The organism is Acinetobacter genomosp. 33YU, from assembly GCF_001990725.1.
GTDB lineage: Bacteria > Pseudomonadota > Gammaproteobacteria > Pseudomonadales > Moraxellaceae > Acinetobacter > Acinetobacter seifertii.
Genome location: NZ_LFZQ01000002.1, coordinates 25,085 through 42,715, shown reverse-complemented (window position 1 = coordinate 42,715; position 17,631 = coordinate 25,085). Strand labels below are relative to the sequence as shown.

1 protein-coding gene is annotated in these 17,631 nt (G+C 37.8%); it reads left to right on the top strand.

Annotation, left to right across the window (positions count from 1 at the left end; genetic code table 11):
- Window positions 1-30: 30 nt before the first annotated feature.
- Window positions 31-17,622, top strand: coding sequence for an Ig-like domain-containing protein (locus AC056_RS01490; RefSeq protein ID WP_077162521.1), 17,592 nt, complete (start codon window positions 31-33; stop codon window positions 17,620-17,622).
- Window positions 17,623-17,631 lie beyond the last annotated feature (9 nt).

Sequence of the window (17,631 nt, the reverse complement as noted above, 5' to 3'; positions counted from 1 at the left end):
CTAGATCCATATAGCCTACGTTTAACGGATATGAAAATTGGTGATATTAATATTCATGTTCCAGAAAACCGTAGTAGTTTTAGCAGCGACTTTGATTTTACAGGTAGCTTGGGCTTTATTTTACGAGTCAGTGCCGGTGTTGATACTGAAAGCCATATCGTTACATGGTTGATTCAAGCGATTGATCCAAATACAGGTGAAGTCTCAACGCAAAATTTACATCGTTTATTAAAATTGAGTGAAAATAACAAAGGTTTTGTTGGTTATACCATTCATGCAGCGGAGACAGCACAATCTAATGAAGAAATTATCACGCAAGCTCGTATATATCTAAATAATACACCACCTGTTGATAGTCAAAGTTCAACGTATATTCTAGATAATCAACGTCCTGTTACTACAGTACAGGTTGTATCTGAGCAAAGTAATGTTGAAAATCAAGTGCATTACAAAGTCAAATGGTCTGCACAAGATGATGTAAGCGGCATTAAACATGTCACATTGTATGTTGCAGAAAATGGCAGGGACTTTAAGATTTGGCAGAAGCAACTGACGCAAGCCAATGGTGAGATACTATTTGTAGGACAAACAGATACCCAATACGAATTTTTAGCAGTTGCTACAGATGTGGCAGGTAATCAGGAAATTGCTAAAGTATCTAATGCAGTAATTCCAGATGATGGTTCACGTCAACAACTACTAACTCAAATTGGTAGTAATGAGGCATTGCAACCAACTGCTCAAATCCCTCAAGCAACGCAAGATCGTAGTTATTTAAATAACACTATTTTTGCAGAGGCTCAAAAAGGTCTAGTGGGTCAAACTGATAAAAATCAAAACACCGATTTAAATACAGTTTTATCTCCATTTACTTTAAATGCATTTGCTAGTGGTTTTAATGCTAGCCAAGGTGAAGTAGGCGCACTCGCCATGGTTGAGTTGCCTGACCATCGTATTTTAGTCAGTGCTGGGCAATATCGTAATCAGCTGTTTATTTATGGGGAGCATGGAGGAACCCAACAAAAACCTCTCTATACTTTTGAACAGCCAATTATGGATATGGCCTTAGACTCTAAGGGTCAACTATGGGTATTAACTGGTCAAGAGTTGTGGTTATTGGATTATTCAACTGGTCAGATTATTGAGCGTATTAAAGGTCCTGCAAATGAACCTTTAACACATGCTTTGACAATTGAGCCTGAAACTGATCGTATTTATGTTTCGTCAGGAAATGGTGTTGAGATTTTTGACGCTAATGCACCAAAAGGACAGCAATGGACACACTTCTCTAATGCATTAGTCTCAGATCTAAGTTTCGCACCTGATGGGCGTTTATGGGCTGTACGTTGGACGAGTGCTAATGTTCTTTCTCATTTAGGTAAAACCGATATTATTAGTTTGCCACTAACTGGGAAAACGAAAGGCCGTGCTGAAGTTGAATATACGTTAAATGGCTTAATTGATAGCTTAGTCTTTGGCCAAAAGGGTACTGCATTTGAAGGTTTATTATTTGCTTCTGCAAATAATAGCCAACAATTAAGTAATAGTAGTAAGTCATTGCCAAAACTGGATAACGCCGCCGTTTGGATGATTAGCTTGGCAAAACGTCAAGCGATTCAATTGGCACAAGGCGGTTCTCGTGGCGAATCAATCCTGATTACTCATGACCAGCGTATTTTAGTTGCTCAAACCAATCGCATTGATGAAATTGCCTTACTCAAAGCACCAACCATCATTGCAAGTTCAATACAGGATGGGGCGTATATTCCATTACCACTCGCTAATACAACTATTACTTTTGATCAAGCAATGTGGTTAGGAAATAATGGAAATGATAGTACGGATATTGCGAGTGTTTTAAATCCAACAAATTACCGATTTGTTGGGATGGGCAAAAATGTTAATCAAGTCTTGTCTCCTGAGTCTGTACGATGGGATAACGCAACCAATAGTGTCATTTTAACTTTGCCAAATATTGCAGCTGGACAATGGCGTCTTGAAGTGTCATCCAATGTGCAAAGTGCAAAACAAACTCGCCTACAGGGAGTGTACACCGCAGCTTTCACTACCGTGACCGATTACAGTGCTTTCGTTAGTATTGAGTTTGATAAAACTCGTGCAGACCGCTTAAATGGTACAGTGAGTTATGATGTAAAAATCACCAATATCGGTCAGGATAATATTCAAGGTCCATTGCTGTTATTACTCGATCCAGGACATTATTTTAATGGCGGGGTTGTCTCGGCAACCCAAGGGCAAGGCATCCAAAATGAATTGTGGTTACTCGACGTCAGCAGCTATTTACAGGCTCATGGTGGATCTCTAAAAGTTGGAGAGAAACTCACAGGCATTACTGTATCTGTAGTTAAAGCTGAAGATTTAGCATTATCTAATGATGCAGCTCGCTTATTAAAATTTGATCTTACACACCAAGTTTATGCACTTCCTTATGACAATCAGCCACCTGTAATTAGTTATGATGAAACTAAACTCAAGACCAAAGTAAATGAGAGGTGGAATTTAGATTTAACAGCCACTGATCAGGATGGTAAACAGTTCTACTGGAGTATTGTAGAAGCACCGAAAGGTGTCAGTATCGATGGTGGGACTACAGGACAAGCTTCTGATCAAGGCTATCAGTCACATGCACAGTTGCATTGGACACCAACGACCCAAGATCGTGTAGATAGCGAAATTCTAGTCAAAGTTGTTGATAGTCGTGGCGGTTTTGCACTTAAACGACTTAAAATTCAAGTTGATGGTGCGAATCATGTGCCAGTCATTACTACCATACGAGATATTGACTTAACTGAAGGACAAAGTCTCAGTCAGCAGCTATTGGCCGCAGATGAAGATGGCGATCGTATCAGTATGGTGGTACGTAATTTACCTGCTGGTGCTGAGTTTGATGTGACTACAGGTATGCTCAGTTGGACACCTGCTTATGATCAGGCCGGTAAATATGAAAATATTGAGTTAGTTGTATCTGATGGAAAACACGAAAGCCGTTATCAGTTTAATATTACGGTAAAACAAGGATATGAAAAACCTGTGTTATTGCCAGTGGCGGCACAGCAATTGCGTGAAGGTGAGCGTTTTAGTTTGCAGTTAGCAGGAAGCTTACCACATGGACTAATGCAGTATGCTGGTCAGGATATTAAACTGAACTATAGCGCTGAGTGGTTACCAAATGGTGCGGTCTTAAATAAAGATACCGGTTGGTTGGAATGGACTCCAGGTTATGCGCAAGCGGGTAGTTATGATATCCCAATTCGCTTGGTGGCAACTTATACCCCAACTAATGGCGGTATTCCTGTTCGCACAGTTGCAACGCAAACATTATCTTTGGTAGTCGACAATGTTAATGCTGCACCTCAATTTGAATCTAGTCCAACATGGACTGTGCTCGAAGGTGCAAGTGTTCGTTTAAATATATTTGCTTTTGATCCAGATAATCCAGGATTTGAACCTGCTTTTAAATCGCATCCGCAAAGCAAAGCAGTTCAAATGTCTGATGTTCCAGCTTCTGTAAGTTATGAGGTAACAGGTTTACCAGAAGGGGCGACATTTGACCCTGAAACACTAGAAATTGAGTGGAATCCAAATTACCAGCAATCAGGCATTTACAAGATTAAAGTAGTCGCAACTGATGATGGTAACGGTACTGGTCAACCAATTTCTACAGAACGTACTTTTACGATTAACGTACTTAATGCGAACCGTACACCTGAAATTGGTGATGTTCAAAGTGTGATTGTGGATAAGGGGGCTGTGATTGAAATTCCAATTACAGCAACAGATAAAGATGGCAATCCAATTGAATTGCAAATTGAAGGTTTACCAAACTTTGCTACATATACTCAAAGCCAGTCGGGTAGTAATGTTAAGGGAGTAATCCGTTTTGCACCGCAAGCAGGTCACCGAGGTGATTACACGATTACCGTGACGGCACGAGATAATGGTGACGGCGATATTAATCAAGTACAGGTAGAGCGTAAGAGTTTTGTCGTTACAGTTAGAAGCTATAGTGAAGCCCCTAACCTCAGTGTGCCTACACGAAACGTCGCTGTAGTTGGGCAACAAATACGTGTACCAATTACTGTTTCGGATTTAGATCAGGACACGTTAAATTATATTGTGCAGGGTTTACCTGCGGGTGCACAACTTGTTCAAAGTGCGAAATATGGTTATGCAGAAATTGTCTGGACACCAACGGCAAACCAAGTAGGCCAATATGATTTAAGTGTTCAGGTATCAGATCAGGGCTTACCGCCAAAAGATTTAGGTTATCCAGTTCCAGAAGGTTTTGTCGCTGCACCAAATGTAGTTGCACAAGATATTCGCATAGTAGTACGGGCAACTAATCTTACGCCAGAATTACTTGATGTACAGGTACAACAAGGTGGAAGTGTTGTACAACAAGCGGACCAAATTATTCTTCAGGCACAAGAAGGACAGCCGCTTACATGGACTATGACGGTTAAGGACGCTGACCTAGATCAACTCTATTGGTCATTTAGTGCTTTACCAAAAGGTGTCAATATCACCACTCAAGCATTAGGTAATGGACAAAGCCAGCTTGTATTGAAGTGGTTGCCATCTATGTTTGCTGCACAAAGCAGTTTGGGAAGTAGTCAGTTAGGTAACTACAACTTTACCGTAACTGTAACCGATGGTAGTGCCAAACTTAATCGCAATATCCAAATACAGGTTGCAAATGTTAATCAACAACCTGTATTTACAAGTCTGCCATTACAACTAGTTTATGAAGGTGAAACCCTTTCATTTAATTTATTGGCACAAGATGGTGATAATGATGCGCTACGTTACCAATTAGTACATGATGCTAATACGCCAGCAGATGTCTATGTTGATGCAACGACAGGCTACGTCGAGTGGACACCAGCGAATAATATTGTCGATAACCAATTTGGTGATCAAAAGGCCTTTGACTTGACCTTTATGGTAACTGATGGACAAACATCTGTTCTCAAAACTGTACAGGTCCGTGTTCTTGATGTGAATAAGGCACCAAAAATTCAAAGTAGTAACCGTACTCTAGTAGTAGGTCAGCAGTTCCAACTTGATGTTGTGAAGTCGGCTCAAAATAGTTTGAACAATAATAGAAATATTTATGTATCTGATATTGATGGGCAAATGCAGACTCAAGGTTTGATTGTAAGCTTTGACCAATTGCCACAAGGCGCAAGCTATGATGCTGTTACAGGACGCTTATCATGGACACCAAATACAGGACAAATTGGTAAATTTGTCGCATATATTAAAGTTTCAGATGGCTATGATACGGTTCGTCAAGCAATTACCTTTAATGTAGTTGCAGACTCTAATGCTTATGAACCTACTTTACATATTGAAACTACCCCGGCAATTCCAGTGGTTGCAGGACAAATTGTAACAGCGACGGTACGAGCAGATAGCTTTAGTGCTATTGCTAATACTATGGTTGAAGTTCGAGGCAGTGCGTTAGGAGCTGATCAATGGCAAGTAGTAAGCTTGGATTCTACTGGGCGAATTAAACTGACTGGGCAACAGTCAGGACTTATAGAAATTCGTGCAACTGCTATAGATATTGATGGTTTTAGTCAGCAACAAGTTCAGACCATTCGTGTTAAAGATCCGCAAGATAATTCGGCACCAGTTTTAGCATGGCAAGGACAACTTAAAGGTGCAGCAATTACGACCGCACCTATTGTGGTACAAAACATTACTGACCTGACTGCATCAATTAAAGAACAGCAGCTTATGGGCTATAAATTAGAAATTGCCCGTAATACGACACGACTATTGGAATGGCATACATTGCAAGATGTATCGTTGAAAGCAAGTTATAGCAATCAAACGCTAGATATTTTTACAATTGATCCAGCATTGTTTGTAAATGGGGCATATCAATTACGCTTAACTGCTTGGGATTTAGTTGGTCGAGTTGAAGAACTATATGCCAATATTGAGATCAATAGCGTCACAAAACAACTGAATCAAGCAACACATGTAGATGCTAGCTTACAAATTGGTTCGCAAACAATTGATCTGGTTCGCTCAATTACGACAGATAGCCATGGTGATTTCGCCAACTGGACAACTGGATTATTTGATACCCAACTGACTCATAACCAACGTTTAAATAACAGTGTTGGTACTGTTGCTGCTTGGCAAACTGGAGCAAAAGTCTGGTTGCAAATCCCACAAGGTTTAACAGGTATAACTGCAATACAAACTCAATATTTGAACTTTACGCTGAATTTGCAGACGCAAGATGTGATTAGCGAAAATACGGGTATTCATCAATTCACACCACAGTTTAGTAATGCGCAAGATTGGAGTTTGACTGCACATAGCTCGGCCGATCTTCATATCGATAACTTGATTCAACAAGGTCAGAGTTTATATAACGAAAGTACAGGTCTGGCTTGGGTTCCGAGTTATTTCAATCTGACGGCACCAGATGGTACACGTTATTTACTAGACCAAGCAGGCAAAGTGCTTTCTATCCACTTTAATACAGGCGAGCAATGGCTTGTTAGTCAAAATAATATTGTGTTGGCAGGCGGAAAAACCTCTCAAAGTATTGAGTTTAAACGTGATAGCCAAGGCCGTATTAGCCAGATTCTTGGTCAAGGTAGTCAAGGTGAACCAATCAGCTTGTTGTATAAATACAATAGTGCCAACCAACTTGAGTTACTACGTAATCTAATCACAGGAGAAGTAGTTCAACGCTATAGTTACACTGCAACAGGAGAAGTCCGTCTAGAAAAAGCGATAGCTTATTTAGGTGCAAGTGTTGATTGGTTGAATCAAAATCATTCTGCACCACAATGGCAAGGCGATCTAAATAATCAAACTCAATATTTTGATTTTGCTATTCGTGAATCAGAACTGGCATCAACCATTAAAGCGATGGGTGCAACAGGAGCTGTTTTAGTTGCAATTGAAACTCAAGGTAATGTTCAAAATATTAATGTTGCCGATGCAACTATTGTGTCACAACAACGACATGGTGAGCATACAGTTACTTTGGTACGTATTACGTCAGCAGGCTTTAAGCAATTAGCTATAAGTGGAGTTGGTGCAGTCGCCGTCCGACTGTCTATTGTTGGGGATCTTAACCATGATGGTAATGTCGATGGTTTAGATAGTGCCTTGTTGCAACAAGCACAAGAAGGACAAAATCAGTTTGACCTAAATGGTGATGGTCTTATTAATAATATTGATCTGCAAATCTTGTATGCAAACTATGGTTGGAAATCGAATCAGGCACCTGTCAACGTTGTAGCACAAGGGACACAAGCTTTAAAAACACATCGTGATTTATCTGTAACTGGTCAATTAGACCAGATCGCAGTTGATCGCGAAGGTGATGCAGTTTATTGGAATATCTTAAGCAGTACTCATGGTGTTGCTCAGCTCTCATCTAATGGTAAAAATTTAAGTTTTAAACCTGAAGTAGGTTTCTCAGGCTATGCAACGGTAACTTTGCAAGCCGATGATGGATATAGCAAAGGGCAGCCAATTGAACTGAAAATATATGTCAGCGATGCAAAACTTGTCTTAATTCATATTGAGCGTTTAGCTGCTGTCGCTTTGGGTAATAGCGCAGACTTGCATGTAACAGGTGATTTTGCAGATGAAGATGGCGTTACTTTAACTGCCGATTATTTACAGTTTGTGAGTGATAACCCTGATGTGCTTACGATAGATGCTAAAGGTAATATCACAACGAAAAAGGCGGGTATTGCCACAGTCCATGTGTCTGCTAGAGGTATTGAGGGGGTGGATGTAATCTCAGTAGATATAAATCCGTATATTCCATATGCTGATGAAGATGGTTTTGAGGTAGATGTTTACCCACGAGCAATTAATTTGCCACTTTCCGCAACAAGACAGCTCAAAGTTCATGATGCCGATGGTAATTATATTTCTCAAGCAACTACAGGAATTAAATACTATATCAGTGATAGTAATATTGCAGCTATTACAGCAGATGGTTTAGTGATTCCTAAAGTACTTGGAAAAGCAAAAATCACGATTATTTATCAAAACATGCAGACAGAAATTTTACTTAATGTTCAGCAAGAACTCTTGGATACAATTAAAGTATCGAATAGAGAGGGAGGAATTACATCTGATTCTTCGGGGAATATTCTTATGGTTGCCTCAGACTCCTTACCTGATGGTACAGCCGTATCAATCGAAAAAGTTGCTTTAGATAGCGTTGGTATTCCATTGCCAGCCAAAGAATATTTAGCTGGTTTAGGTGCATTCACAATTGATTTATCTGGAGAAACTGCAACTAAACCATTACAACTCGGAATCAAAGTTGGTGATTCTTATATTGATCCTCAAACAGGAAAGAATGAAAAACTTATCGAAGGAACAGAGGTTTTATTCTGGAGAAAAGGTACTTTTGTAGATGAAAATGGTGTTGAACGTGAGACATGGTGGCTACTGGATAATGGATTTGTTGATGCGAATGGTATAGCCCGAACTGCAAGTCCTCCATATAGTGGAATATCTGTATCTGGTTTGGTTGTTGTTACGACAGCAGTAAAAAGTGTTGATAAAAAGACAGGGGCTATGACCATTAAACAGTCTCGTACTGATTACTCATTTATGTATAGCATGGCGGCAAGTGCAGCTATGAGCTTAGGTGGAGGGGGCCTAGGTTTATTAAGTTTTGCAATTGATTCCTTATTTACGTTATACAACAGTTTTTCTGTAATAACTTATACGCTATCAGGGAGTTATAGTAGAGAAGTAATTGTTAATAAAGATAAGGGAGGAATAACTGAAGTTACAATTGATGTTCCAAAAAATCTGGTTGAAGAGCCACAAATTACAGGATATTCATATGATACTGATACCAATGTATTAATTGTAAACATACAAAATGTTTCGAACGTTTTTGATTTGAATATCTGGTTGGTTCCACAGGGGGATCAATTAGAACAGCCAAAAGACAAAGCCGAGCATGGCCTTATTTGGAAGTCTTATAAAACTTCTTGGCTTGGAGGAGATAAGTATTCAGTCAATATAGATAGTGATATTGCTTTAAGTTTACATAATATTTATGTTGAGAAAAAATTATATAAATATACAGATAATGGCATCCGTACTGTTTCAGAATATTCAGAATATTCTGCATTAGTTAGTTTAAAAGTTGATTCTCCAAAAGTTTCAGTTGCTTTAAGTGCTACAAAAATTATTGTTACAGAACAAGGAACATCTACAACAGATTTTAGTGTTAAAAGAACTATAGACGTTGATGAAAAAGGTAATCCTTTTGATCTATATTTGAATATTTGGAAAGCAGATCCAATTGCATATAATGAAAACGGTACTTTGGCCTTTATTGCAGGTAAAAATACTATTTATGTAGTAGATATGCTTTCTTATAAAGTTATAGATTCTATAGAGGTAAAAGGTTCTGGTGAGTATATTAGTGCACTTTTATATAATGATAATTGGTTATATGTAAGTAGTCATGGAAGTTCTTCATTTATACGCATTAATGTTGATGAGTTATCAACAGAATTCTTGGAAGTACAGCAAACTTTAGATATTTCTAATGAGGCAGGCTTTGGAGATATGGCAATAAGCCATGGCCGTTATTTAGCAGTGGTTGCATCTATTGCTGACTATACTGAGCGCGAAAGAAGACCAGTTGGTAATATTTATATCATTGATTTATATAAATTAAATTATAAGGGTGAGTTTTTAGATAATGCTGTAGATAAGATTGATGCTAGTGATCTTGGGGAAATGGGAAGGGTTCCGTTCCGTATTACTGAAGGTTTATATGCTGGTGAATTTATAATGACCAGTTTGCAGGATGCTTATAAAGGTGTGAGTACGATTAAAGTTGGTGTGGACAATAAGGGGGATTTGACTCAGAAATCAGAGCATCACCAAATTCAGTTAGAACCATATGATACATTAAGCGATAATATTGAGATCTATCGTACAGAAATGCGAAGTGCAATGGATGTCGTATTAGTTAACTATAATAATATGATTTATGCTTTAGTTGCAGATTTTAATTTTGAATATCGTTCACCGTTCTCAACAAATAAAAATGTATGGGGACTTGATATGCGCATAGGAGGTAAGATAGGAATAATTCAAGATCCATTTGGTTATTATGGAGAGCCAATATTCATTGGTTCGACTATGCCTATTATAGGTGGAAAGGTTGAAACATTAACTATTACAGATAGTGGTTTATTACAGGCGAGTGTTTGGGTTGAAGAGCCAGCCACAAAAGATACTTATGGGGATTTAGAAAAAAGTATTTTTGTTTGGAATATAAAAAATTTACTGGATTCAGCCGATAAATTTGTAAAAACTGGTAAGGTCGGTACACAACAACCAATTGATGCAGCTTTACCATCAAGATATGACGATTTATTTAATACAGGAGATAATGGGTTTAGTTATGAAAACTCAGTAAGAGTAATACAGAGTTATTCACATCAGCAAAATAGTATTTTTGATTTAGATGGATATTTAAAAACACAAACAGACCCTGAAGAATCTTTACCATTACCTACAACATCTAGTGAAAAAGTAGACTATACGGGTTTAAATCTTGCTTCCTTGGGAACAGTAGGCGTTACGATTACTCGTGAATATGCGAAAAATCTTTATATTTCATCAATGGTACAAGTCGAGTTATTAAATGTACTTTATGGTGTGTCTGATGCTGAGCAGGAAAAAGCAGATATAGCTAAAAAGCTTTATTTATCTACTTTTGGGGATGATCAAAGAGCTGAATATTCATTATCTAAGATAGAAGATGAAATTTTTGGAGTATTTGATCAATTACAGGAACTAGCAATACAAGATATTGAAATTATTTTAAGAACATATGTTCTAACAGAGCACTTACTCAATAAAGAAATGCAATGGTTACTTGATGAGCATCATATTGTATTACCAACATCAACATTAACTGTTCAAGCACTGAATGATAGTATTACTTTAGATTCATTAACAGCGTTATTGAATGGTGAAGATGTTGACATTCAATTAGTTGATAATGCTTTAACAATTAAATGGGGTAATAATACAGTAATGGCAGTAATTGTTGCTCTAGCTGAGGTTACATCTTCTGTTGGGGGGAAAGCTGCAAATGTAGTTAAGTCTCCAAGTATAGAGCAACCTTTTGTACAGGCAACAAGACAAGCACAGTTAATGGCTAGAGCAGCAACTGCCGCAGCAAAACCAATGAATAAGGTGTTAACTCAAGCTGCAAAGAATAGTATGAAACAAGCTGAAATCTTGGCAAAAACTTCCGGTAAAAACATGACTAAGGTTTTGGAGGAAATCAAAACAGTTAAGCAAGCGAAAAAATCAATTGCTACTAGTATGCGAGAAACTATTGCCAAGAATGCACAAAATTTCAGATATCTTCAAAGTGCAAATACGATAAGTTCAATTGCTGAATCAATGGTTCAGGCTGCTACTAAAAATCAAAATTCGCCAGACTCGCCTACATCTTCTTCAAACAATAATCAAGAGCGGAGACGTTTTGGTGATAGTTATTATGTAGGGGGTACATCTGTTTTAACAACGGATGCTTATGACTTCTTTAAAAACATTTTAAATGATGGATTCTATTCACTTCATGGAGAAAAAATTAGTCCAAATAGTTCTTTGGGAAAAAAAGCTCAAGAAGAACTATTAAAAGTTTATCTGGAAGACTTAGTTAAAAGACGTTTCTTATTTGCAGATTGGGGAGATGATATTGATATAAAAGTTACTCCAATTGTAGATAAAAAATATGGCTTAGCACAAATTGAGATAGAGATTCGTGATGCTAAACAGCCTTTAGCATTTGAAAATAATGGTGCTATTGTGACTATGTCAGGGCTGAAATTGCCGAAGAAAATAGTGATTTCAACTCGTCTTCCAAGCTTTTTAATTGAGAATTACGTTGATAAGACAGCAAATCAAAAAAATCGTTATACAACGCAAGATCCTTTAGCAACTTTAAATCCTGATCATGTTATGGCAGGTTTTAGTTTAAATGTGCGTTCAGATAAAAATGGTGTAGTTAAGATTGGATCGATGTGGAGGGATACAATAAATATTGATTTAAACTATAATGCATTGAAAGATAAGCTATTATTTGCCTCAGTATTACAACATGAATTGGCAGAGATTCGTGAGTATTATGTTTTGGCAAATGAATATATGACTCGAGCAAAAAGTCTAAAGGCAAAATTAACAGATACTAAGTTTGATGAGCATGAGGATGCAAAAGAACTGAGTGATAATTTTATTTCGGAATATAACCAATTAATTTTAGCAGATGACGCTTTTGAAAATGATCGTCTATATGATATTCAGCATAATTCTGATTTAGCGCTTGCTAAGCTCATGGGTAACAAACATGAAGAAGATGTTAAGTCTTATTATCAAAATATTCTTGGTATTACCGAAGAAAATTATTTTGATCAAGTTGAGTATGAACTTTATACAAAGCAGGGCAATCAATTTTTAGCAAAGACATACAATTTCAAAGACCCATCAAATAAAGAAACGAATGCAATATATACTGCAAAAACAGTAGGTAAATTTGATGGACTTTATTTAAAAAATGAAAATGGTAAATATAGTTTGCAAATTATTGAAGCAAAATCCACAGCTTCACAAGTTGATGTCAGACAGATATTGGCCGAACGGAAAACTGGAGAGGGTTATATCAATAGTGAAGGCTTGTATGAACTAGAGCCAGATATCTATAAAAAGCTAGCTGATAAAGATTTGATTGGTTATACAGCAAACCAGAAATATCTCTATCGCGATATTTTACAATCCAATCAGGAAATTTATATTAAGGTTATTGATGCTAAATCAAAAGCAAAGTTGAGGGACATAGAAGTAGCTTTACAGGGGGCTGGTATAACCCTTAAATTATATGAAGAAGATAGTCAAGGTGATATCTATCTCATCATTAACCGAGCTTCTGATTCAACTGGTACCTCAAATATCGGTGTAAATCAAAGTTTAGAGTTATTTTTACGTTACTATAAAATGCCTGATACTAACCCGAAGCTTCCACCTGCACAACGTATTGATTTATCTACATTGTATGATGGATATGTCGAGGTAAGCAGTGATCAATTTAAGAACTATATCGATGGCACGGTAGAACGTAAAAAAGGAAAGAATGATCTACAAGCCATGCAAGTTGATACATCATCAGCAACAGCAGAGCCATCACAGACACAGAGTGAGATTGAGCAACTATTTGATATTGCTAAGCAGTACTGGCTGGATTTAGGGGTAGATGCGAGTTTATTTAATCATGTAAGTCTAAAACTACAAGATATCAATATTGGTGGTACAGTTGCTTATGTAGTTAATAGCCAAGATATTATTTTATCTCCAAATGCTGCTGGTTTTGGCTGGTTTATAGATTTAACTCCATTTGAAAACTCTGAGTTTAATATGAACACTGAGCATGATTATGGTTTAGCAAATGACGCACATATTGCTAGTAAAATAGATTTATTAACTGTGCTCATTCATGAGCTCGGTCATACCATAGGTTTAAAAGATACCTTTGTTGCGCAAGACATGATGGGTGGTTTTATTCAGCAGGGTGTTCGTTTACTCCCAACTTTACAGGATCTACAGGGGTGGCATGCTCCCCAAATCTCTGCACCACCAGAAGAAGCGCCTATTCATTATCTAGCTGTGGGCGTACTCATGGTAGAACCTGTGATTGCCCCAGCATGGAAAGCTGAAAATCTTGATATTCAAGATATGTTCCAAAATGCCAGTACTGGATTGTTAGGCTGGAAAACTTTTGGAGAAATAAAGCAAAATCAAGAAGATATTGTTTTAAGTGAAACTCATCAACAACATACTAATCTTTCACAAGCCTTTAAACTTGGTACACAAGATAAGGTATTAACGTTCACTGTAAAAGATCAACATTTAACAGACTATAACAATAGTCCAGATGATACTTTTGAGGTGGCATTGTTAGATGCTCACACTGGTGAAGCCTTATTTAAGGTAAGTGACCTGAACAATACCGATGCATTATTTAACCTACAGGCAAATGGTCAAAACTATTTGGCACAAGGTATAGAGCGAGTAATCAATAGCAATGGTAGCCAAACTTTCTTTATTAACTTAGACCAAGCGCTGGCAGGTAGAGATGTTTTATTATCTTTCGACTTACTTGGTTTTGGTGCAGCAGATAGTTCTGTCACACTCAACAATATCCGTTTAGTCGCTGAACCATTAGCAGTGAATGATCACTACCAGTTTGATGAAGATACAACTATTACAGGCAATGTATTAAGTAATGACTTATTGATTGGGAAATCAATTGAAAATGTCGTTTTAGTAACAGCACCACAACATGGTGAATTAGTATTACTAGCCAGTGGTGAGTTCAGTTACGTACTGCACGCGAATTATTTTGGTCATGACCAGTTTAGCTACTACTTTACGACTGTTGATGGTCAACAATCTAAAGTTGCTACAGTGCGACTAGAGATTAATGCAGTAAATGATGCTCCGGTATTCACTACCCAACCACAATGGGAAATTGTGGCAGGTGAGTCATTGGTACTAGACTTTGATGCTTATGTTCAAGATGCTGAGAACAACCCGATTACTGTACAAATTGCCCAGCAGCCACAAAATGGTGTGATCAGTTATGATGCAGCAACAGGGCATTATGTTTATTTGGTTGATAAAGCATTTGTTGGAGATGATGCGTTTAGCGTTGTGTTAACGGATGGTACAGAATCTTCACAACCTTATACTTTTATTATTCATGTATTGGCATCAAATACAGCCCCTGTGTTACATGAACAGATTATAAGTACTGATGAAGATCAAACTTTAGCTTTCGACCCATTAGTAAGTGCTTATGATGCAGAGGGCGACCAACTGACTGCCCAATTCAGCGCGTTACCACAGCATGGTCGTTTAGAGCAGTTAGCAAATGGCCATTACCAATATGTGCCAGATGCAAATTACTTTGGTAACGATAGCTTTAGTTACTTTGTGACTGATGGAAAATTAAACTCGCAAGTAGTGAATGTGTCTATTACAGTAAATGCAGTAAATGATGCACCAGTAGCAGTGCCGAAAACTATTTATGGTTTAGAAGATCAAGCTCTGCTACTACACTGGAATGACTTTTTGATCAGTGATATCGATGGTGATTTATTAACTATTAAAATTACTGAGTTACCAGCCAGTGGTCAGTTACAGCACTTAATTTCAGAAGGTCAATGGGTTGCCGTTCGAGTTAATGATGTATTTACTCAGTTGGAAATAGAGTCAGGAAAATTGAGATTTATACCAGAGCTTAATGCTTCGGGTGGTCAAGGTTATCTCGCACAAGGTTTGGGTAACAAAAAACAGCACTATGCTCAGTTTGTGTATGTCGCATTAGATGGCAAAGCACAAAGTCAAAATACTGTAATGACTATTGATATTGAAGCTGTTGCCGATAAACCAGAATTAGTTATTGGTGAATCTCAAACAGACCAAGAGGAATTGTTCCGCACCACTTGGGAAGCTGCACCAAATAAAGATAAGACATCTACACTTTTAGAACGTCGTTATTTGGATGGCTGGCGCTTAATTAAAACGCCTAATCGTTCGCAAACAGGACGTGATGGGTTTGAAATATGGAGTAATGGCGATCAAATGCAAAATGCAGCTGATCAGATGATTACTGTATATGCGAATAAGACAGTAGCTGGACAAAACTGGTTAGAACTCAACGACGCTGATGCATTTGTCGCACAAACTTTAGGGATTGAACGTGAAGTACAAACTGTACTTGGTCAAAAATATACGCTGACTTTTGACTATGCAGGACGTCTAGGTTTTAGCCAAAGCTTTACTCAAATTGGTATTTATGTAGATGGCAAGCGTATTGCAAGTTATGCCAATACGAGTCCAAATGATCAACTGAACTGGCAAAATATTCAGTTTAGCTTTACTGGAACTGGGCAGATACAAAATCTTCAAATTATCATTGAGGCTCCGCTCACTCATGCAAGTGGTCGAGGAGCAATGATTGATAATATTGTTTTATCTAAATCTAAGCTTTTAAACCATGGTCAAGAAGATCAGCCAATTGCGCTATCGAGTATTCATGCCAAGTTGACAGATAACGATGGTTCAGAGCAACTGAAACTTGCGTTAGCAGGCTTACCATTAGGTAGTAAACTTAATGATGGTGTAAATGAGTTCACAGTAAACGAACTGCATACGGTAGTAGATATTACTAATTGGAATCTCGATACCTTGAAATTGACACCACCAAAAGATTTTAGTGGAGAGTTAAAGTTACAAGTCATTGCAAGTAGTATTGAACAATCAAATTCAAGTATTGCTACATCTACTCAGGAGCTTATTGTATTTGTAGAAGCAGTTGCAGATGCGCCAAATTTAGAAACTCATCAATCGCAGCATGCTCTAACGAGTCGAGAAATTTTCCATACAGAATGGCGTGAAGTGTATAACTCAATCCTAAATAAGAATCCGACCGTTGTTTATGGTTGGAACTTGGATGGTTGGACAACCCACAAAGAGCAATTGTTTAAATTAGATGCCTTTGAGGTGTGGCACTCAGGTGATCAACTCAAAAATACTTCTGGCCAAAACATTCCTTTACAAGGTTTAAACTCAAATGTCTGGATTCGTTTAAATGATGGTAAAGATACGCTATATCAGCAAACTGCTATAGAACGTCAACTAAATACAGTTGCTGGTACAACATATAGCCTAAGTTTTGATTTAGCTGGCTTGTTGGGACAAGCAGCAAATATGGGGCGTGTCGGAGTTTATATTGATGGTCAGCAGATTGCAGTATTTGATGCTGCTAGCGGTCAAAATGCATTAAATTGGCAAGAGCAACAAGTTTCTTTTGAGGGGAATGGTTGTAATCGTACAATTCGTTTACAGCTAGAGGGTAATACATCTGGTCGAACTGCTTTTGTAAGCAATATTCGCTTAGTTGAAACTTATACCTCAACTGAAAATTTGGTCTATACAATGATTGGGCAAACCAGTTATTTACCAATAATTGCTGCACGTAGTACTGACCAAGATGGTTCAGAGCAACTTAAGCTAGAGCTTAGCGGTTTTAACCAAGGTACGGTACTCACCGATGGAACACATTACGTTACTGTAAGTTCAACTCAACAACTGGTTGATATAACACTATGGGACTGGAGTCAAATCCACTTTGCAAGTGATCGTAATCAGGATATGACTATTCAGATTAAGGCCACATCAATTGAGCAAAGTAACCAGCAAAGTGCGAGTACTCTAAAAACAATCACAGTGAAAATGTTAGGTGGACAAGCATGTGTAAACCCTTGGCAATTGGTAAATGGTTTTGTTTCTACATGGGTGAACCACGTTGAATCAATTCCATTACAGGTTAAAGCACATTGGTCATGTCAAATTCCTCTGCTTTCAGTCCAGTTAGATTTAAATATTCTGCCAAAAGATGAAGACGAAGATCTGATTATACTTGGTCAGGAAGAGCAATCTGACGCATGGTTAAAAGCTTTGGAGCAAACTGCACAACAAAACTGGAAACAATTGTTTTAATTAAAAAAG